Source organism: Prauserella endophytica, assembly GCF_005146945.1.
Taxonomy (GTDB): Bacteria; Actinomycetota; Actinomycetes; order Mycobacteriales; family Pseudonocardiaceae; genus Prauserella_A; species Prauserella_A endophytica.
Genome location: NZ_SWMS01000004.1, coordinates 127256 through 146015, shown reverse-complemented (window position 1 = coordinate 146015; position 18760 = coordinate 127256). Strand labels below are relative to the sequence as shown.

The following is an 18760-nucleotide window of genomic DNA, read 5'->3' as shown; positions in this document are numbered from 1 at the left end:
CCCGCCACGACCGGGCTGCCCGCAGTGAAGGCCACCTTCACTGCGTGGAATCGGGCACAGCGGCGCGGAGCGCCTCCGTCTGGGCGGTGGCGGGAGACGGGTGGGCGCAGGCATGGTGGCCTTCACTGCGGACGGGTGACCTACGCGCTCCCCGGTGCCACGATCCCGTTCTCGTAGGCGTAGACCACTGCGTGCGTGCGGTCGCGCAGGCCGAGCTTGGCGAGCACGCGCGACACGTGCGTCTTCACGGTCGCCTCGCCGAGAAACAGCTCGGCGGCGATCTCGGCGTTGCTGGCCCCGCGCGCGAGCAGCACCAGCACCTCGAACTCGCGGTCGGTCAGCTCGGTGGGCCGGTGCACCGGCGCGGGGGCGGCCGGGGCGGAGAAGCGAGCGATCACACGGCGCGTGACCTCGGGCGACAGGAGCGCGTCGCCCCTGGCGACGATGCGGACCGACTCCACGAGGTCCTCCGGCGAGGCGTTCTTCAGCAGAAAGCCGCTCGCGCCCGCCCGCAACGCCTCGAAGAGGTAGTCCTCGCGGTCGAACGTCGTGAGGATCACGACCTTCACCGGCGACTCGCCCGCCGCCGAGCCGAGGATACGGCGCGTGGCCTCCAGGCCGTCGACCGCAGGCATCTGCACGTCCATGAGCACCACGTCGGGGCGCAGCTCCTCCGCGAGCACCACGGCCCTCAGCCCGTCACCCGCCTCGCCGACCACCTCGATGCCGTCCTCCGCCCCGAGAATGACCCTGAAGCCGGCTCGCACGAGGTCCTGGTCGTCGGCGAGCACCACCCGCAGCGGACGGTCGGCGGCCCTGTTTTCCTCGGTCACGATGCCGGTGGCTCCTCACTATCCTCTATGGACTCACTGGGTTCGGTCGGCAGGCTGGCCCGCACGCGGTAGCCCCCGCCCTCGCGGCGGCCCGCCTCCAGGTGCCCGCCGTGCACGGCCACCCGCTCCCGCATGCCGAGCAGGCCGAATCCGCCGCTCTGCGCCGAAGAGGCACCGGCGCGGCCGACGCCGTCGTCGGACACCTCGACCTCCAGCGTGCGCTCCAGGTACCGCACTCGGACGTCGGCCCTGCGGGCGCTCGCGTGCTTGACAACGTTGGTGAGCGCCTCCTGCACCACCCGGTACGCCGACAGCGCGACGCCGTCGGGCACCGGCCTCGGCTCACCGTAGACGCCGTGGGCGACCTGGAGCCCGGCCGACTCCGCCGTCGACACCAGCTCGGCCAGCTGGTCGAGACCGGGAGAGGAGGGGTGCGCCTCGCGCTCCCCGCTCTCCTGGCCGTTCTCCGGCTCGGAGCGCAGCACGCCCAGCAGGCCGCGCAGCTCACCGATGGCGGTGCGGGCGGTCTGCTCGACGGTCCGCAACGCCTCGCGGGCCAGCTCGGGATCCTTGTCGAGCACGCGCCGCGCGGCTCCGGCCTGGATGCCCATCACGGACACGTGGTGGGCGACCACGTCGTGCAGGTCGCGGGCGATCCGCACGCGCTCGGCGACGATGGCGTTGCGCGTGTTCTGCCGCTGCGACAGCCGCAGCTGCTCGGCCCGCTCCTCCAGCTCGGCCTGCCTGCGGGCGGACAGCCAGGCGAGGTTGCCGAAGAAGTAGGCGGAGAGGAAGAACATGAGGTTGAAGCCGATGTTGTAGAGCACCGAGGCGAGCATCGGATCCAGCGGGCCCGCGGCGGCGGAGAAGTCGTAGTCCGGCTGCGCGATGGACTTCACGAGCCCGACACCGAGCCACGCGAACATCGCCACGATCACACCGATGCGCGACCAGCGCGCCACCGTGCGGTTCCGCTCCCACGCGCCCGTGCTGTAGACCGCGAGGAACAGCGCGACGGAGGCCATGAGGCTGTCGCCGGTCTGGCGCGCCTGCGCGGCGATGAACAGCACACCCACCACGACCAGCACGGCCGCCGGGTACCGGCGGCGCGCGACGAGCGGCAGCGACAGTGCCGCGCCCCACGCAAGCTGCTCGCCGAGCGACGGCGGGGCCCCGAAGACCAGCATGCCCATGCTGTTGACGAGCACGGTCATGACGCTCGACCCGGCCAGCACGGCGAGCCCGATGAGGACGTCGGAACGCTGGATGGCGGGCTCGGGCCTGGGCCGCCGCCACCGGTTCCAGCCCGTGTCCCGCTCCCCCGCCTCGCCTTCGTCCACCCTGCCCATGCCCGTCAAAGTAGCGCACCCAAGCGCCCCCCAAGGCCACCTTTGTTGCGTTGAACGCAACAAAGGTGGCCTTGGGGGGCGTCAGGGGTGGCGCGAGTGGAGCTTCCACTGTGGACGGGGGTTCGGAATCCGCGCCCCGACCAGGCTGGAAGGCCGTTCAGCGGCTATCGTTCCCAGTGTGCGCGAGCAGGAGCCGGTGAACCTCATCGCGGTGGCGAAGGCCGCAGGCGTGTCGAAGACGACGGCATCGGACGCGTTGCGCAACTCCGGCCGGGTCTCGGAGAAGACGCGCGAGCACGTGGTCGCCGTCGCCAACCGGCTCGGCTACTCGCCCAACCCGGTCGCCCGCTCGCTGCGCATGGCGAGCACCGGCACGATCGGTCTGCACCTGCCGGAGGTGCTGACGCGCTCCGAGTACTACATGTCCTTCGTCTTCGGCGTGGTCGACCAGGCCGCGCGGATGGACTACGACGTCACGCTGCTCACCGCACAGCACCTGCCGTCCCGCCGGTTCCACCGTGTCGACGGCGTCGTGCTCGGCGACCCCCTGGAAACCGACACGGTGGTGCGCGGGCTGCTCGATTCTTCGGTTCCCGTCGTCACGTGCGAGCGGTTCACCGGCGACGCGGAACCGGCCGGAGTGGTGCTCTCCGACCACGCCACGATGCTCGACGAGCTGCTCGACCACCTCCACGCGCAGGGCGCGCGCGACATCGCGTTCCTCGCGTCGAGCACGGTCACCGACTGGGGCCGGACCCTGCAACGGGCATACCTGGCCTGGTGCGAGCGGGCCGGCCTGCGCGCACGGCTGCGGGAGATGGCGTTCGGGTCGCCCACCGCCGTGATGCAGGAGAACGTGCGCGCGTTACTCAACGCCGAGGAGGCCGTGGACGCGCTGGTGTGCGCGCCCGACGGCGCGGCGTCGGCGGTGCTGCCGGTGCTCCGCGCCGCGGGCCGCCGCATCGGCGACGACCTGCTCCTGGCGTCCTGTGTGGACAGTGCCGCGCTCAACCACACCGACCCGCCGATCACGGCGATCGACCTGCGCCCGCGCGAGGCCGGCGCGGCGTGCGCGCGGCTGCTGTTCGACATCCTCACCGGTGAGGCGCCGCGCGGCACGGTGCGCGCGCAGCCCATCGAGCTCAACGAACGGCGGTCAACCCGGCGGAGCAGGTGAGCCACGACTCCTCGCCGACCTGGCACGGCCCGCCGCGGTGGACGTGCAGGCGCCGGTCGGTGACGTCGATACTGATCGTCGCCAGGCTCTCCCAGCGCTGATGCGCGGGCAACGTCTCCTCGGCGTGCGCGCACACCGGCGCGCCGTCCTCACCGTGGGCGCGCAACGCGTGCGCACGCTCCGTGAGGTCGTCGGCCCGCAGCGCGGCAGCGCGTTCGCGCAGCCACGTGCCGCGCTCGAACGTGCTCGACACGTCCGCCGTCGTGCGCTCTCCCCTGGACAGCTCGGGGTCGAGGAAATGGTTGGCGTGCGTGAGGAAACCGTCCTCCGGGTAGACCTCGGCGACGCCGGCCGGGGACAGTTCGAGGCAGCGCGCGTCGTCGTGCGTGACCACGGTGAGCACGGTCGACGCCGACAGCCTGGCCGAGCGGGCGATGCGCACCGCGTCGGCCACCGTGGTCGCCTCGTCGAGCACCCGCCTGGCCACGACGTGCACCGGAACGCCGATGTCGGCGCTGTCGGACCGGTGGCGCAGCACGTTGAAGTGCACCCCCAGCCCCGCGTCGTTGACGCCGATCTTGCCGACCACGCCGTGCTCCGTGAACGTCGCGACCCTGCGCCCCGGCGCGGGTTCGAGCGTCCACGCGAGCATCGCGTCGCGCAGGACGTCGTGCCAGTCCCACGTCTGCACCGTGCGTGGCGGCGTGCCGTCGCCGGGCAGCACAACCGACGTGGAGCACTCGCCCTCGCCGGTGACGTCGGCGGCGGCGAGGATCTCGGTGCGGGCGTTGAGCGCGCCGACCTTCCACGCCGAAAGGCCGCTGCCCTCCGCGATGCCCGCGATCTCGTCGGCGAGGTACGGCGCCCAGGCGCCGACCTCGGCGAGCGCCTTGCGACCGTGGTCGCGGACGTGGTGCGGGTGCAGACCGTGCGCGGCGAACAGGCTCGCGTACCCGGCGAAGGTCTCGTGGATCCCGTCGCGGCACGCCTCGCCGAGTGCGCGGCCGCGTGCGCGGGCACCGGTCTCGGTGCTGACGTGGTGCGGAACCAGCGGGAGCGGTTTGCTCATCGGACGCTCGACAGGACGGCGTCCCACGCGACCTCGGAGGCCAGCGCGCCGAACCCGGTCGGGTTGACGCCCCGCAGCTCCACCTCGTCGGTGGTGAGCGCGAAGAGGGTGTCGCCGTCGAGCTCGGTGTGGAACGGGTGGATGGCCCGGTGCATCGAGCTGTGCACCTGGGTCGCGAACTGCTTCAGCGCCACGTCGGTGAGCTTGGCATTGGTGACCACCACGGTCAACGTCGTGTTGCCCGAGGCCGTGCGGGCCTCGCCAACGCCCTCCGTCGCGGCCGCGTAGTCGACCGCGGGCACGTGGCGTTCGCCGGTCTCGGGGTGGTAGTTGCCGCGCACCACGGTGCCGTCGCGGTCGACCACCACGCCCACCGCGTTGACCACTGTCGCCACGAGCACCTTCGCCTCGCCGTACTGCCCGAACGCCGCGCCCTGACCCGCGAACTCGGCCCGCGAGAAGTCGATCTTGCCGACGGAGGCGGACCGCCCCGCGCCGCAGCGCCCGACCGGGAACTCGCCTTCCACGGCGTTGTTCAGCGCGGCCCGGCCCAGCGCGGTGTCGGGCGCGATCGCCGTGTCGCGTGTCGAGAAGTCGTAGATCACGGCACCGGAGACGTGCTGAAGTGCGGCCCAGTGCGTGCGGTTCTCCGCGCGATGCAGCAACTCCGTGCTCACGCCCGCCGCGGCCTCCAGCCCGTACACCGATCCTCCCGCGAGCACGATCGCGTGGTGGAAGTCGTACCCGCCGGACATGCCGACCGCGCCGCCGCGCGCGTCGACGGCGGTGCGTGCGCCCCGGGGCACGTGGATCACCGTGCAGCCCGTTGGCCCCTCCGCGTACTCGGCGGTGCCGACGAACACGCCCGGCAGGTCGAACGACACCGTCGCGCTGCCGGGGCTCGGCTGCGGGGTCAGCGCCAGGTCATCGTTGGTCACCGCGCCCGCCGCGTACGCCGACGGCTTGGCCAGCCGGTTGGCGACGCCGTTGGTCGTGCTCACAAAGCCTCCACTAGTTGCCTCGAATACTCGTGTTCGGGGGTGCCGAAGAAGACGGCGGCGGGCGCGGTCTCCACCACCTCGCCGTAGCGCATCACCGCGACCCGGTCGGCGACGTAGCGCACCGCGCCGACGTCATGACTGATGAACAGCGCGGCGAAGGCGAACTCCGCGCGCAGGTCCTTGATGAGGTTGAGGATCTGGGCCTGCACCGACACGTCCAGCGCGCTCACCGCCTCGTCGAAGACGACGAACGGCGGCCGCGTGACCAGCGCCCGCGCGATCGACACGCGCTGGCGCTGCCCTCCGGAGAGCTGGTGCGGGTAGCGGCGCGCGAACGACTCGTCGAGGCCCACCTGGCCGAGGGTCTCCAGAACCCGTTCGGTGACCTCGTCCTTCGTCGCGCCGCCGAGCACCACCAGCGGCTCGGCCACGCACTGCCCGACGCGCATGCGCGGGTTGAGCGACCACTGTGGATGCTGCAGCACGGCCTGCATCCGGCCCGCGAGCGCCTTGCGCCGCTTGGGAAACGGTTTGCCCTCGAACAGCGCCGTGCCGGACGTGGGCTTGCGCAGTCCGAGCGCGACCATGCTCGTGGTGGTCTTGCCTGACCCGGACTCGCCCACCAGGCCGAGGATCTCGCCCTCGGCCAGGCTCAGTGTCACGCCCTTCATCGCGTGCACCCGCCTGCGAGCCCAGGGCGGCCCCGAGGTGAACGTGACGCCCACGTCTTCGAGTTCCAGGATCATCGCCCCGCACCCACCGTTTCCTCCGCCAGATGGCACAGTACGTCGCGCTCGGCCACCGACACCAGCGGTGGCCTGTCCGCCGAGCACGCCTCGTGGGCGTCCGGACAACGGGGCGCGAACGCGCAGCCCCGTGAGGGGCCGTCGAGCACCGGCGGCTGGCCTGGGATCGGCACCAGCCGCTCGCCCTCGGCGAGCTCGCCGGGCACGGCCCGCACGAGCGCGGCGGTGTAGGGGTGCCGGGGTGCGGCGAGCACCTCGCTCGCCGACCCCGACTCCACCACCCGACCGCCGTACATCACCACGACCCTCGAGCAGCGCTTGGCCACGGCCGGCAGGTCGTGACTGAGCCACAGGATCGTGGTCCCGGACTCGGCCGCGAGCGAGAAGATGACCCCCAGCACCTCCTCGCGGATCTGGCTGTCCAGCGCGGCCGTCGGCTCGTCGGCGATCAGGATCTCCGGCCCGCCCGCCATAGCCATCGCGATGGCGACGCGCTGCGCCATGCCGCCCGAGAGCTGGTGCGGGTAGGACCTCGCCACCCGCTCGGGGTCCTTGAGCCGCACGCGGTCGAGGTGGGGCAGCACGTCGGCCTTGGTGCCGCGGCCGCGCAGCGCGAGCTCGACCTGTTTGCCGACCCGCATGGTGGGGTCGAGCGAGCCGATGGGTTCCTGGAAGACGTAGCCGAGCCGCTCGCGGCGCAGCGCCCGCAACCGCTTCGGCCCCAACGCGTTCACGTCGTCGCCGTCCACCCGCACGGCACCGTTCACGACCTTCGCCGCGCCGGGCAGCAGGCCGCCGATCGCCGAGCCCAGTGTGGACTTGCCCGAACCCGACTCGCCGACGATGCCGACGGTCTCGCCCGCCTCCACGGTGAGCGCCGCGCCGTCGAGCGCACGCACGGTGCGCCCACCGGAGGCGTAGTCGACGACGAGGTCGTCGATCTGCAGAAGGTGTGTCATACCAGCGACCGAGCCTCCCTCGGTTCGAGACCGTCCCGCAGACCATCGCCGAACACGTTGATGGCCAGGATCGCCACGATGAGCACGATCCCGGGAACGATGACCAGCCACGGCGCCGTGAGCAGGTACGTGCTGCCCTGCTGGATCAGCGCGCCCAGCGACGACTGCGGCGGCTGCACGCCGAAGCCGAGGAAGCTGAGCCCGCCCTCCACGAGAATCCCCACCGAGAGCGCGTAGGTGCCCTGCACGGCGATGGTGCCGGACAGGTTGGGCACCAGGTGCCGCATCAGGATGCGCGGCCAGCCCGCCCCGCTGATCACGGCCGAGGTCACGTAGTCGCGCTCGGCCACGGTCACGGCCGACGCCCGCACGACCCGCGTCATCAGCGGGATGGTGATGAGGATGATGCTGCACATCGTGGCCGCCTGGCCCGGCCCGGCCACGGCGGCGACGAGGATCGCCAGCACGATCGTCGGAAACGAGTACAGCACCTCCACCAGGCGCATCACCACCTCGCCGAGCCAGCCGCCGTAGTAACCGGCCGCGATGCCGAGCAGCGTCGCCAGCACGGCGGTCACCAGCACGGCGAGGGTCGACAACAGCAGGGTGGTGCCGATGCCCTCGAACAGTCTCGGCAGCATCGAGCGGCCGAGTTGGTCCGTCCCGAGCAGGTACTCACCACCGGGCGGGGCGAGCCGGGGCCCCACCATCGCGCCGGGGTCGCCGCCGATGCCGAAGACGGTGCCCACGACCGTGACGAGCACCAGCACGGCCAGGCACACCAGGCCCGAGCGCGTCAGCCAGTCGGATTCCCGCCACCAGGTCATCGTTTCCGCCCCTTCGCCGCCGAGCCGAACCTCGGGTCGAGCACACCGGCCGCGGCGTCGGTCAGCGTGTTCATCACGATGAACACCACGGCCGCCAGCAGCACGCCCGCCTGCACCACCGCGTAGTCGCGCCTGCCGACCGCCTGCACGATGTAGGTGCCCACGCCGGGCAGGTTGAACAGGTACTCGATGATCACCGCGCCGCCCAGCAGGTAGGCGGTCACCGTGGTGAGCACCGTGACGACGGGGATCGAGGCGTTGCGCAGGACGTGCCGCACGACGATGAACCCGGGGCTCTCGCCGCGCGCGATCGCCGCCGTGATGTAGGGCTCCACCAGCACACCCAGCACCGCGTCCCGTGTGGTCCGCGCGGTCACCGCGATCACGAACACCGAAAGCACCGCGGCGGGCAACAGCATGGACTGGAGGTTCCCCACGGGGTCCTCGCCGACCGGCACGTAGCCGCCGACGGTGAGACCGAGCGCGTAGCGCGAGAACAGGAACACCACGATGCTGCCGAGCACGAACTCGGGCACGCTCACCCCGAGCCCGCTGGCGAGCCTGCCCAGCGCCGCCCTGCCCCGGCGCCCGCCCGCGCGCACCGCGGTCCAGACGCCCAGCGGGACGCCGATCAGGAGCGCCGCCGCCACGCCGAACAGGGCCAGTTCGGCGGTGACCGGCAACCGCAGGCCGAACTCCGTGGTCACCGGCTCGCCGCTGATCATCGAGATCCCGAAGTCACCGGTGAGCGCCGTGGTGAGCCACAACCAGTACTGGACGACGATGCTCTCGTCCAGCCCGTACTTCGCCGCCACCTCGGCCTTCTGCTCGGGGGTCGCGAACGGCCCCAGCACCACCTCGGCGAACCCGCCGGGCATCAGCCGGGACGCGGCGAAGATCAGGATCGAGACGAGGAACAGGGTGACGACCGCACTCAGTGCCCGGCGCAGCCACCACGAGAACAGTCGCACGGCCCTTGCCCTCCCCCGCTACTTGGTGAGCAGCCGGAAGTCGGCGATGCCACGGAAGACGTTGCCGTATCCCTCGGTGGCGTACAGCGTGGGACTCAGCGCGTCGGACCGGTAGCCGATCAGCGCGGGCCTGGTCACCAGAGGAATCATCTGGGCGTCCGTGTCCACGGCGTCGCACAGCTGTTGCAGCGCGGTGTCGCGTTCCGGCCCGGCAGGCGTCGCGATGGCCTTGTCGATCGCGGTGTTGAGCTCCGCGTTCGGCTCCATGAAGCCGAGGTTGAACCCCGCCTGCTCGGGGTTCCACCACTTGCCGACCATGGCGGCGTCGGCGTATCCGGCGAACCACGACAGCGCGGCGTCGAACGTCGCGGGCACCTCGCCGTATACCTTGCCCGACCAGCTGCCCTCGTCGAGCTGCTCGATGTTCACAGTGATGCCGATGCGTTGCAGGTTCTGCTGGATCACCTGCGCGACCGCCGGCGCGGGTGCGGTGGAGTAGGCCGCCAGCTCGAAGGTGAGGTTCTCGGCCCCGGCCTCCTTCAGCAGCTGCCGCGCGCGGTCCAGGTCGGCCCGCGCAGAGGGCAGCAGCGCGGGGTCGCACGAGCCGGGCAGTCCGGCAGGCGTGACGCCGGTGGGTTTACCGAGCCCGCCGAGCGCGGAGTCGGCGATCGCGTCGCGGTCCATGGCGATGTTGATCGCCTGGCGCACGCGGGGGTCGTCGAACTTCCCGCCGGGCGCGTTGCTGTTGAGCATCAGGTAGTAGAAGTCGGTGGTGGCCTGGGTGCCCACGGCCGTGCCGCGCACGCCGTTCAGCAGTTCTGGCGCGTCGACGTTGCCGAGCATCACCAGGTCGGCGCTGCCGTTCTGCAGTGCGGCCATCCTGGCCTGTTCCTGCCCGGCGATGGTGATGTTGACGGTGTCGGCCGACGGCTTGCCCTCCGCCCAGTAGCCGTCGCGGCGCGTGAACTGCCACGAGACGTCCTGCCGGTGGGACTTCACCACGAACGGCCCGGTGCCGAGCATCTCCTTGGTGATGTCCACGGAGCCGTCCTCGATCTCCTGCATGGGCAGCACGGCGGCGGGGACGTTCGCGAGCGACGCGAGGAACGGCTGATACGGGCTCGACAGTGTCACCGAGACGGTGCGGTCGTCGACTTTGGACACCTTCTCCACGGGACCGATCTGCGTCTTCCATACGCCCTGGCCGGCGAGCAGGCGCTCGAAGCTGCCAACGACGTCGTCGGCGGTCATCGCCCTGCCGTTGGAGAACGTGACGCCCTCGCGCAGGTTGAAGACGTACTCGGTGGGGCTCGGGTTGTCCCAGCTCTCCGCGAGCGCGGGCTCGATGGAGAAGTCGGGGCCGACCGTCACGAGCGTCTCGTAGACGAGTGACATCAGCTGCCACGACGTCGCGACGTCCGCGAGCTGCGGGTCGAGCCCGGTCGGGGCGCCGTTGTCGACGGTCATCTGCAGGTCGAGCGTGCCACCCGAGGTGACGGCCTCGTCGGCGACCGCGAGGTAGCCGGGCACTTCGGACGTCGGGGCGTTGTCGCTGACAGGCGCCGCTGAACAGCTCGCGAGCACGGCGGTCGCCGCGACGGCGCACAAGATTCGGGGGATCCGCATTGGACCTCTGCTTTCCGGCGGTGACGTGGCGTGATCGCGGTACAGTGCCGCCCTGTGGATGCCGGAACGTTCCGACATGGGCAGAGATTAAACGGCGGTAGCCCTTCCCCGTCAACCCCTGTTTGCCGATCATTGACCAGCGGGAGTGCGGCGGCTAGCCTTCCGATCCGATGCCGGAACGTTCCGGCACTCGCTGAGATCCCAGGAGAGTCACGTGACGGAACCACACCCGCTCGCGCCGTTGACCGCGGACGAGATCACGGACGTGCGCAAGATCCTCGAAGCAGGCGACGTGCTGCGGGAGACGACGCGGTTCTCCTACGTCGGACTCGCCGAGCCCGCCAAGGCCGCCGTCGCCCGGTACGAACGCGACGGCGCGGAAGTCGAGCGTGTTGCCAGGGTGTTACTGCTGGACGTCGCCGACGGCGCGGCCGAGGACGTGCGCGTGTGCCTGACCGACCGCACCGTACGGGCCCGCACGCCCATCCGCGGTGAGCACGGCCAGGTGCCGGTGCTCGCCGAGGAGCACGACGTGGTCCGCGAGATCATGGCCGCCGACGAGGGCTGGCATGCCGCGCTGCGCAAGCGCGGCATCGAGGACCCTTCGCACGTGTACCTCGCCGCGCTCTCCGCGGGCCGCTTCGAGTCCATTCCTGACCAGGGCAGGCGGCTCGTCCGGGTGCTCGCCCACTGGCGGCCCGATCCGTCCACAATGGTCTGGGCACACCCCGTCGACGGGCTCGTCGCCTACGTGGACCTGATCGCACGGAAGGTGGTGGAGATCGTCGACACCGGGGCGGTGCCGATCCCGGAGGAGTCCGGCGACTACGACGACCCCGCCGTGGCCGGACCGCCGAGGACCACCCAGCGTCCCATCGAGATCACGCAGCCGGAGGGCCCGAGCTTCACGCTGGAGGACGGCGTGCTGCGCTGGGAGAACTGGTCCGTGCGGCTCGGCTACGACATGCGCGAGGGCCTCGTGCTGCACCAGCTCGGCTTCACCGACGGCGGCGAGCTGCGGCCCATCGTCTACCGCGCCTCGGTGGCCGAGATGGTGGTGCCCTACGCCGACCCCGGCCCGATCCGGTTCTGGCAGAACTACTTCGACACCGGTGAGTACCAGCTCGGCAGGCTCGCCAACTCGCTGGAGCTGGGCTGCGACTGCCTCGGCGAGATCACCTACGTCGACGCCGTGGTGGCCGACGGCGGCGGCGAGCCGACGACCATCACCAACGCGATCTGTATCCACGAGGAGGACGCCGGCGTGCTGTGGAAGCACACCGACCCGTCCAACGGCAGCAGGCAGACCCGCCGCCAGCGCAGGCTCGTGGTGTCGTTCTTCGTCACCGTCGGCAACTACGACTACGGCTTCTACTGGTACCTCTACCTCGACGGCACGATCGAGCTGGAGTGCAAGGCCACCGGCATCGTGTTCACCGCCCACTACGACGAGCGGATCGCGCCGTACGCCTCGCAGGTCGCGCCCGGTCTCGCGGCGCCGTACCACCAGCACCTGTTCAACGTCCGGCTCGACATGTCCGTCGACGGCGACGTCAACGCCGTCGAGGAGGTGGAGGTCGCGCGGGTGCCGATGGGCGAGGGCAACCCGTTCGGCAACGCGTTCACCCGCTCCGCGCGCAGGCTCACCAGCGAACGGGAGGCACAGCGCATGGCGGCGCCGGAGCGCGGGCGCGTGTGGCACATCGTGAACCCGCGGCGCCGCAACCGGCTCGGCGGGGAGACCGGCTACGTGCTCACCCCGCAGGGCCTGCCGACGCTGCTGGCCGCGGAGGACTCGGCGATCCACGGCAGGGCGGCGTTCGCGGCCAAGCACCTGTGGGTGACCCGCTACGACGAGGCCGAGCGCTTTCCCGCGGGCGACCTCGTGAACCAGAGCCCGGCCGGCCTCGGCCTGCCCGAGTACACGAAGGACGATCGCGACCTCGACGGCGCCGACCTGGTGGTGTGGCACACGTTCGGCCTGACGCACTTCCCGAGGCTGGAGGACTGGCCGGTGATGCCGGTGGACCGCTGCGGCTTCACGCTCAGGCCGGCGGGGTTCTTCGACCGCAACCCGACGCTCGACGTGCCCGCGCCGGGCGGCTCCCACTGTGAGAGTCACTGCCACGGCGATGGAGCCTGACGTGCACGAGTTCGCGCGGTACGCCGCACCGTCCACTGCGGACGAGATCGAGCTGGTGCGGCGGCATCCCTTCGCGCTGCTGGTGAGCGCCCCCACTGCCGGGGCACCGGTCGCCACGCACCTGCCGGTGGTCTTCCCGCAGGGGCAGCCCCTGCCCGGAAGCTGGGAGGGTGCAACGCTGCTCGGCCACCTGGCGAGGGCGAACCCGCAGTGGCGGGACCTCGCCGGGCGGGAGGTGCTGCTCGTGTTCTCGGGCCCGGACGGCTACGTCTCCCCCACCGCATACGGCTACACCCCGGCGGTGCCGACGTGGAACTACGCGGCCGTGCACCTCACGGGCACGGTGGAGCTGGTCGATGGCCCCGCAGGGACGCTGGACGTGGTGGAGCAGACGGTGCTGGCGCTGGAGTCGCAGCGCGACCCGAGCTGGGACCTGACGTCGTCGCGGGAGAAGTTCGCCTCGCTCGTCGAGCACGTCGTGGCCTTCCGGGTGCGGGTGAGGACGGCGCGCAGCGTGTTCAAGCTGAGCCAGGACATGCCGGCCGACGTGCGGCAACGCGTGCGGGCCGACGTCAGCGAGACCGCGCCGGGCGGCGAGGCGCTCGCGGCCATGATGCGCCGCTACGACGGTCCTCCTGCGACGACGGGCTGAGTGAGCGGTTCAGTCGGCGACGTGCGCACGCATGCGGGCGGCCAGCTCGTGCCGGTCCCTCGGCATCGGCACGATGGTCCGTACGGTCGGAGCGCCGTGCCCGGCCAGCACGGCACGGACGAAGCTCGCCACCATGTGCGGGGCAGGCACGAGGTCGCCGCCGAGACGGGCGAGCACAGCGGGGTCCGCGGGGCGCGCCGCGATGGAGACGCTCCACCCGCGCTGCTCGCTCCAGAGCAGCATCAGGTCCCGGTCCGGCCCGCGGGCGCTCTTGCGCGCGAGCGCCAGGTGGGCGGTGGCCGTGTCGCTGACCTCGAACGAAGCGTCTCCCGCCGACACGCCGAGCGCCCGCGCCACCGCGCCGAGATAGCCCGCGAGTCCGCTCCCGAGTGCGGTCGCGCCGTCGGCAGCGGTCTGAGCGACGGCCGGCCGGCGAGGCCGGACACCGTCGAGATCCCGCAGGCCCAGCATGGCGAGCAGCTCCCGGCAGTCCTCGACGTCGACCGCGTGCCCCGCCACCGTGCGTGCGGCCTGGACCTGCGACTCGATGTCCGCGTGGGCCGCGGCGGCCCGTGCGCGGTCGAACTCGCCGGGCACCCTGCGCCCTCCCGATCTCGGCTGGTTCATGCGGGTGTGCCTCCATCGGTCGTCGTGCGCACCGGACAGCGATACCGGAACGCGGCTCGAGACCAGCCTACGGCCTGCGAGCAGGGCGCGCGCCAGGTCCAAGCCGGGCCGTCTACCCGGAACACTTCGGATAGCGTAGAGTTGGCAACGACGTCGACACCGTCCGGAACATTTCGGCCGGGTTCGGTGTTGACTACATAGTCGCGAGTTTTGCGTTGTTCGTGTTTTCCCACGCTCCGCGGAATTTCGGTGCGGGCGTGTCGCGTGTCTTGCCATGAGCTAGAGCGGTGGCCGTCTACCGCCTGCGGCTTCCGGCCTCGCACGGTGCGAGCGCCGGGTGTAACAGCTCCTGGAAGGAGACACCCCATGGCAGAGGGAACCGTGAAGTGGTTCAACGGCGAAAAGGGCTTCGGCTTCATCGCGGTGGACGGCGGAGGCGCTGACGTCTTCGTGCACTACTCCGAGATCGACGGCCGCGGCTTCCGCGAGCTCCAGGAAGGCCAGCGCGTGGCCTTCGAGGTCGGTCAGGGCGCCAAGGGCCCGCAGGCCACCGGCGTTCGCGCGCTCTGAGCGCACCTGTAGCGAGCCCGCCGCCGGGTTGCTTCCCGGCGGCGGGCTTCGCCCCCCGTGGCGAGAACCGCGGCCACCACGACGACAGAAACCGCTGGTTCAGATGACATTCGCCGAAACGGCACCGCGATCCGCGCGTGCACCCAGCGACTTCGCAGAGCTTTCCGAGATCATCAAGCAGCGCGGGTTGCTGACGCGGCGCTCCCACCGGTACGTGGTGAGGTTCGTGGTCAACGCACTGCTACTGGCCGGCGGCTGGACCGCGTTCGCCCTGCTGGGTTCGTCCTGGTGGCAGTTGCTGACCGCGGTGTTCCTCGCCGTCGTGTTCGCCCAGCTCTCCTTCGTCGGCCACGACGCGGGCCACCGGCAGATCTTCCGGAGCCGGCGCGCCAACAACGTCGTCGGCCACGTGCACGGCGCACTGGTGGGACTCAGCTTCGCGTGGTGGGTCAGCAAGCACAACCGGCATCACGCCAATCCCAACCACGAGGACGACGACCCCGACCTCGACATCCCGCTGCTCTCCTTCTCCAGCACGCAGGCGCAGGCCAAACGTGGCCTCACGCGCTGGACCACCAAGTACCAGGCCTTCCTGTTCCTCCCTTTGCTCACTTTGGAGGGAATGAGCCTGCACGTGTCGAGCGTGCAAGCGGTTCTGCGCCGCGAGGTCAAGGCCCACCGGCTGGAAGCGGTACTGCTCGCAGCACACGTCGTGGGCTACCTGACCGCGGTGTTCCTGGTTCTCTCTCCCTTGCAGGCACTGGCTTTCCTCGCCGTCCACCAGGGTTTGTGGGGCGTCTACCTCGGCTGTTCCTTCGCCCCCAACCACAAGGGCATGCCGCTGCTGCCGGAGGGCGAGCGGCTGGACCACCTGCGCAAGCAGGTCCTCACTTCCCGCAACGTCCGCGGCGGGCGCATCGTCGACTTCGCTCTCGGTGGGCTGAACTACCAGATCGAGCACCACCTCTTTCCCGGAATGCCGCGCGCCAACCTGCGCCACGCACAACCCCTGGTGCAGCGGTTCTGCGCACAGCGCGGCCTTCCCTACAGCCAGACCAGCGTCATCGGCTCCTACGCCGATGTACTCCGGCATCTCCATGCCGTCGGGGCGCCACTGCGTGCCGCGACCAGACCCTGAGGAGGCTTCCCGTGAGCTCAGCATCGCTGCCGCACGGAAACCCCATCCATCCCGTGGTGTTCAGCCACACGCCGCAGGAGCGGCCCGTCGACTACCCCGAGCTCACGCCCGTCAGGCCGAACGGGGACGGCGAACGGCGCTCCCTCTTCCGCGCCCCGCCAGTGAGCGCGCGCAGCGAGCAGGACGACGAGCCGGCGCGCCCTGCGAGCCCGCCTCGGCGGCCTGACCGCCACCGCGACAACGGTCGCAGGCGACCGGCGACGGCGGCACGTGGCCCTCGTCGAGACCGCTCGTGATCGTGTTGGGAAAATACTTGCCGGAACCGGCAGCGCTTTCGAAGCGGAGCGCGTAGTGTTTCCGGTATCGGGGACGTTTTCTCACCCGGCGGGTGAAGTCACCTCGTTCCCCGAGGTAACCAGTCGGCCGTTGTTCGGCCGGGACGGGCGCCTACCACGACGTCGGGTCCACGCGCGACCATCGCCACCCCAACGGCTTTTCCGGCCACTGAGGCAGCCTCAGCTGACACCGCGTTCGCGGCCAGGGCTCGGGCTCCCCGACAGGGGTATCGCGGGTGACGTTCGCGGGCCTGGCAGCCGGGGCCCCGTCAGTCGGGTCGCCGGCGCGCCTTGCGGCGTCGGCCACCCGGCCTGGCGACCGTCCACTGCGGACCAGTTAGAACTCGGCAGCCCCGTCACCACCGCACTCGCGGTCGCTCGCCTGCCCCCAAGGCCACCTTTGTTGCGTGGATTCAACGCGGCAGCTCGTCAGCGCCTCCGTTCGGGTGGTGGCGGGAGAACGGTGGGCGCACCGAAGGTGGCCTTGGGGGCAGTCAGCGCAGGGCGGTCGCCGCGGCGGCGCGAACGGCGTCGGTGACCGCGTCGAGGCTCGCCGAACGGAGCCGCCACTGCTGCCAGTAGAGGCGGACGTCGATGTGGCCACGCGGGTCCAGGTCGGTGAACTCGCCATCGGCCGCGTGCGCGGTCTGCAGGTCCGGCAGCATGCCCCAGCCAAGGCCGAGCCGCACCGCCTCGTAGAAGTCGGTGGAGCCGGGCACGAAGTGCCTCGGCGGGTCGAGCCGCCTGCGCGTGCGGCGGCGCAGGTACTCGTGCTGCAGGTCGTCGTCGCGGTCGAAGACCACCACGGGTGCGTGTGCCAGCTCGGCCGGCGTCGTGCCGCCGGGAAACCACCGCCGCGCGAACGCGGGCGAGGCCATCGGCCGGTAGCGCATGCTGCCCAGCCGCTCGATCACGCACCCCGGCACCGGCTCCGCCGATGCCGTGACGGCCGCCATCACCGCACCCTGCCGCAACAGATCCGCCGTGCGGTCCTGGTCGCTGCGGTGCAGGTCGAAGACCAGCGACCCACCGAGCGAGGCGAGCGCGGGCAGGAACCATGTCGCCATGCTGTCGGCGTTCACCGCCAGCGGGATCACCTGCGGCCCCGACGGCACGTCGTCGTCACCGAGTTCGCGCGCGACGTCGTCGGTCACCGCCTGGATCTGGCGGGCCAGGCGCAGCAGCGTCTCCCCCGAGGGCGTGGGCCGCACCGGCTTCGTGCGGGTGAGCAGCACGCGGCCCACCGCGGTCTCCAGCGCCTTCACGCGCTGGCTCACCGCGGACGGCGTGACGTGCAGCGTGCGCGCCGCCGCGTCGAACGTGCCCTCCGAAACAGCCGCCGCGAGTGCCCTCAGCTGGGCGGGATCCAGATGCATCATCAGCAATTCTAATGCTACTGAAGAATCATTAGCTGGAAGACAGCTCGCGGGCGACCTAGCTTCGAGGTGTGCTCGTCTCCGCCGCCGTGACCACCGCCGTCACGGGCCTCGTCTTCAGTTTGTCCCTGATCGTCGTGATCGGGGCGCAGAACACCTTCGTCCTCCAGCAGGGCCTTCGCCGCGAACACGTGCTCACGGTCGTGTTGATCTGCGCCCTTTCCGACGTCCTTCTCATCGGCGCCGGGGTGGCAGGCGCGGGCTTCCTGCTGGAGGACCGCGCTTGGCTCATCCAGCTCGTGCGCATCGGCGGAGCAGCGTTCCTGTTCGGCTACGGCCTGCTCGCCGCGCTGCGCGCGATGCGGCCGAACGCACTGCGCGCCGGTCCCGACGCGCCACCGGCGTCCCGCACCGCCGTCGTGAGCACGTGCCTCGCGTTCACGTGGCTCAACCCCGGCGTCTACCTGGACACCGTGATCCTGCTCGGCTCTGTCGCCAACACCCAGTCCGCTTACCCCTGGTGGTTCGGCGTGGGCGCGGCGCTCGGCAGCGTCCTGTGGTTCCTCGCGCTCGGCTTCGGCGCCCGCCTGCTCGCACCGGTGTTCTCCCGGCCGACGGCGTGGCGTTTCCTCGACGCGTTCATCGCCGTGGTGATGGTCGCGGTCGGCCTCCGGGTCCTGCTCGGCTAGCGACTCTGATCGGTGACCAGGCGCACCGCGAGCCCGCCGAAAATGGCCGCCGAGAGCCGGTCCAGCCATCGGCGCACGGCGGGGCGCCGCAGCAGCAGCGCCGAGAGCGTACCCGTCGCCAGCCCCACGGACCCGTCGATGGCGAACCCGACGACGATGAACACCGCGCCCAGCACGAGGAACTGCGCCCACACCGGCCACCCGCCGTCCGCCACCACGAACTGCGGGAAGAACGCGAGGTAGAACAGGATCACCTTGGGGTTGGCGAGGTTGGTCAGCACCGCCATCACGTAGGTCTTGCGCAGCGGGCGGCCGTTGGCCACCGCGTCGGTCGTCTCGGTCAGCGGCTGCCTGGACGAGCGGATCGCCGACCACGCCAGGTACAGCAGGAACGCCGCGCCCACGAGGCGCACGGCGTCGAGGACGGCGGGCGCCGCCTGCAGGAGCGCGCCCAGCCCCGCCGCCGCGGCCACGGTGTGCACCGCGAGCCCCGTGGACATCCCGAGCGCCGCCACCACGCCCGCACGCGGCCCTCGCGCCACCCCGTGGGCGACGATGAACATCATGTCCGGGCCGGGGACCAGACTGACCACCGCGGCGGCCGCGACGAAGGCCAGCAGCAACCAGATATCCATCCGACCATCCAAACACCGACGGCAACCGGTTTTCCGT

19 protein-coding genes are annotated in these 18760 nt (G+C 71.2%); 7 read left to right on the top strand and 12 right to left on the bottom strand.

Going from position 1 to position 18760, the window contains the following annotated elements:
* Positions 1-140 precede the first annotated feature (140 nt).
* On the bottom strand, positions 141-833 hold the full coding sequence (locus FCN18_RS09870; RefSeq protein ID WP_228713824.1) for a response regulator: 693 nt from the start codon (positions 831-833) through the stop codon (positions 141-143).
* The gene (locus FCN18_RS09865; RefSeq protein ID WP_112272060.1) at positions 830-2182 is read right to left on the bottom strand and encodes a sensor histidine kinase; all 1353 of its coding nucleotides are present in this window, start codon (positions 2180-2182) and stop codon (positions 830-832) included. Before FCN18_RS09865 ends, FCN18_RS09870 begins: the two co-directional genes overlap by 4 nt.
* 178 nt (positions 2183-2360) lie before the next feature.
* On the opposite strand from FCN18_RS09865, the gene FCN18_RS09860 reads away from it, so the two are divergent.
* Entirely contained in the window at positions 2361-3359 is a 999-nt protein-coding gene (locus tag FCN18_RS09860) for a LacI family DNA-binding transcriptional regulator (RefSeq protein ID WP_112271573.1), read from the top strand.
* On the opposite strand, the gene FCN18_RS09855 is transcribed toward FCN18_RS09860, so the two are convergent.
* From FCN18_RS09855 to FCN18_RS09825, 7 genes are read right to left on the bottom strand one after another with little or no spacing between them, the layout of a single operon-like run.
* Positions 3325-4428 carry a C45 family autoproteolytic acyltransferase/hydolase gene (locus tag FCN18_RS09855; protein WP_137094573.1) on the bottom strand — a complete coding sequence of 368 codons (1104 nt, stop codon included), beginning with the start codon at positions 4426-4428 and terminating at the stop codon, positions 3325-3327. The two genes, FCN18_RS09860 and FCN18_RS09855, sit on opposite strands and share 35 nt — an antisense overlap.
* Positions 4425-5429, bottom strand: coding sequence for a P1 family peptidase (locus tag FCN18_RS09850; protein WP_112271571.1), 1005 nt, complete (start codon positions 5427-5429; stop codon positions 4425-4427). Before FCN18_RS09850 ends, FCN18_RS09855 begins: the two co-directional genes overlap by 4 nt.
* On the bottom strand, positions 5426-6175 hold the full coding sequence (locus tag FCN18_RS09845; protein ID WP_112271570.1) for an ABC transporter ATP-binding protein: 750 nt from the start codon (positions 6173-6175) through the stop codon (positions 5426-5428). The genes FCN18_RS09850 and FCN18_RS09845 overlap by 4 nt, the downstream gene beginning before the upstream one ends.
* Positions 6172-7134: an ABC transporter ATP-binding protein gene (locus FCN18_RS09840; RefSeq protein ID WP_112271569.1), complete on the bottom strand. Its 963-nt coding sequence runs from the start codon at positions 7132-7134 to the stop codon at positions 6172-6174. Before FCN18_RS09840 ends, FCN18_RS09845 begins: the two co-directional genes overlap by 4 nt.
* Positions 7131-7961, bottom strand: a complete 831-nt coding sequence (locus FCN18_RS09835; RefSeq protein WP_112271567.1) for an ABC transporter permease — start codon at positions 7959-7961, stop codon at positions 7131-7133. The genes FCN18_RS09840 and FCN18_RS09835 overlap by 4 nt, the downstream gene beginning before the upstream one ends.
* A complete protein-coding gene (locus FCN18_RS09830) occupies positions 7958-8932 on the bottom strand; it encodes an ABC transporter permease (protein WP_113641561.1) in 975 nt (324 codons plus the stop codon). The genes FCN18_RS09835 and FCN18_RS09830 overlap by 4 nt, the downstream gene beginning before the upstream one ends.
* Positions 8933-8950: 18 nt before the next feature.
* The gene (locus tag FCN18_RS09825; RefSeq protein WP_158303086.1) at positions 8951-10558 is read right to left on the bottom strand and encodes an ABC transporter substrate-binding protein; all 1608 of its coding nucleotides are present in this window, start codon (positions 10556-10558) and stop codon (positions 8951-8953) included.
* A gap of 214 nt (positions 10559-10772) precedes the next feature.
* Between FCN18_RS09825 and FCN18_RS09820 the strand changes: the two genes are divergently transcribed.
* Both FCN18_RS09820 and FCN18_RS09815 read left to right on the top strand, forming a co-directional pair.
* Entirely contained in the window at positions 10773-12701 is a 1929-nt protein-coding gene (locus tag FCN18_RS09820; protein WP_137094570.1) for a primary-amine oxidase, read from the top strand.
* A gap of 1 nt (position 12702) precedes the next feature.
* Positions 12703-13353, top strand: coding sequence for an FMN-binding negative transcriptional regulator (locus FCN18_RS09815; protein WP_158303085.1), 651 nt, complete (start codon positions 12703-12705; stop codon positions 13351-13353).
* A 9-nt stretch (positions 13354-13362) separates the two neighbouring features.
* Here FCN18_RS09815 and FCN18_RS09810 read toward each other — a convergent pair whose 3' ends face one another.
* Positions 13363-13980 carry a DUF6292 family protein gene (locus tag FCN18_RS09810; protein ID WP_112271557.1) on the bottom strand — a complete coding sequence of 206 codons (618 nt, stop codon included), beginning with the start codon at positions 13978-13980 and terminating at the stop codon, positions 13363-13365.
* Between the two features lie 366 nt (positions 13981-14346).
* On the opposite strand from FCN18_RS09810, the gene FCN18_RS09805 reads away from it, so the two are divergent.
* The 3 genes from FCN18_RS09805 (at position 14347) to FCN18_RS09795 (ending at position 15984) form a co-directional block, all read left to right on the top strand.
* A complete protein-coding gene (locus tag FCN18_RS09805; protein WP_110341819.1) occupies positions 14347-14550 on the top strand; it encodes a cold-shock protein in 204 nt (67 codons plus the stop codon).
* Between the two features lie 103 nt (positions 14551-14653).
* A complete protein-coding gene (locus FCN18_RS09800) occupies positions 14654-15688 on the top strand; it encodes a fatty acid desaturase family protein (RefSeq protein WP_112271555.1) in 1035 nt (344 codons plus the stop codon).
* An 11-nt stretch (positions 15689-15699) separates the two neighbouring features.
* Positions 15700-15984 carry a hypothetical protein gene (locus tag FCN18_RS09795; protein WP_137094568.1) on the top strand — a complete coding sequence of 95 codons (285 nt, stop codon included), beginning with the start codon at positions 15700-15702 and terminating at the stop codon, positions 15982-15984.
* Between the two features lie 533 nt (positions 15985-16517).
* Here FCN18_RS09795 and FCN18_RS09790 read toward each other — a convergent pair.
* Positions 16518-17399 (bottom strand): LysR family transcriptional regulator ArgP, encoded by an 882-nt coding sequence (locus FCN18_RS09790; protein ID WP_137094566.1) that lies wholly within the window; start codon positions 17397-17399, stop codon positions 16518-16520.
* 71 nt (positions 17400-17470) lie between these two features.
* On the opposite strand from FCN18_RS09790, the gene FCN18_RS09785 reads away from it, so the two are divergent.
* Positions 17471-18088, top strand: coding sequence for a LysE/ArgO family amino acid transporter (locus FCN18_RS09785; RefSeq protein ID WP_228713822.1), 618 nt, complete (start codon positions 17471-17473; stop codon positions 18086-18088).
* On the opposite strand, the gene FCN18_RS09780 is transcribed toward FCN18_RS09785, so the two are convergent.
* The gene (locus FCN18_RS09780; RefSeq protein WP_137094564.1) at positions 18085-18723 is read right to left on the bottom strand and encodes a LysE family translocator; all 639 of its coding nucleotides are present in this window, start codon (positions 18721-18723) and stop codon (positions 18085-18087) included. The genes FCN18_RS09785 and FCN18_RS09780 overlap by 4 nt on opposite strands.
* Positions 18724-18760: the final 37 nt, after the last annotated feature.

Coding starts and splice junctions, on each gene's coding strand:
- FCN18_RS09835 (WP_112271567.1), bottom strand. CDS start 7,961: ATGACCTGGTGGCGGGAATCCGACTGGCTGACGCGCTCGGGCCTGGTG.
- FCN18_RS09825 (WP_158303086.1), bottom strand. CDS start 10,558: ATGCGGATCCCCCGAATCTTGTGCGCCGTCGCGGCGACCGCCGTGCTC.
- FCN18_RS09805 (WP_110341819.1), top strand. CDS start 14,347: ATGGCAGAGGGAACCGTGAAGTGGTTCAACGGCGAAAAGGGCTTCGGC.
- FCN18_RS09790 (WP_137094566.1), bottom strand. CDS start 17,399: ATGCATCTGGATCCCGCCCAGCTGAGGGCACTCGCGGCGGCTGTTTCG.
- FCN18_RS09865 (WP_112272060.1), bottom strand. CDS start 2,182: ATGGGCAGGGTGGACGAAGGCGAGGCGGGGGAGCGGGACACGGGCTGG.
- FCN18_RS09800 (WP_112271555.1), top strand. CDS start 14,654: ATGACATTCGCCGAAACGGCACCGCGATCCGCGCGTGCACCCAGCGAC.
- FCN18_RS09845 (WP_112271570.1), bottom strand. CDS start 6,175: ATGATCCTGGAACTCGAAGACGTGGGCGTCACGTTCACCTCGGGGCCG.
- FCN18_RS09840 (WP_112271569.1), bottom strand. CDS start 7,134: ATGACACACCTTCTGCAGATCGACGACCTCGTCGTCGACTACGCCTCC.
- FCN18_RS09855 (WP_137094573.1), bottom strand. CDS start 4,428: ATGAGCAAACCGCTCCCGCTGGTTCCGCACCACGTCAGCACCGAGACC.
- FCN18_RS09780 (WP_137094564.1), bottom strand. CDS start 18,723: ATGGATATCTGGTTGCTGCTGGCCTTCGTCGCGGCCGCCGCGGTGGTC.
- FCN18_RS09810 (WP_112271557.1), bottom strand. CDS start 13,980: ATGAACCAGCCGAGATCGGGAGGGCGCAGGGTGCCCGGCGAGTTCGAC.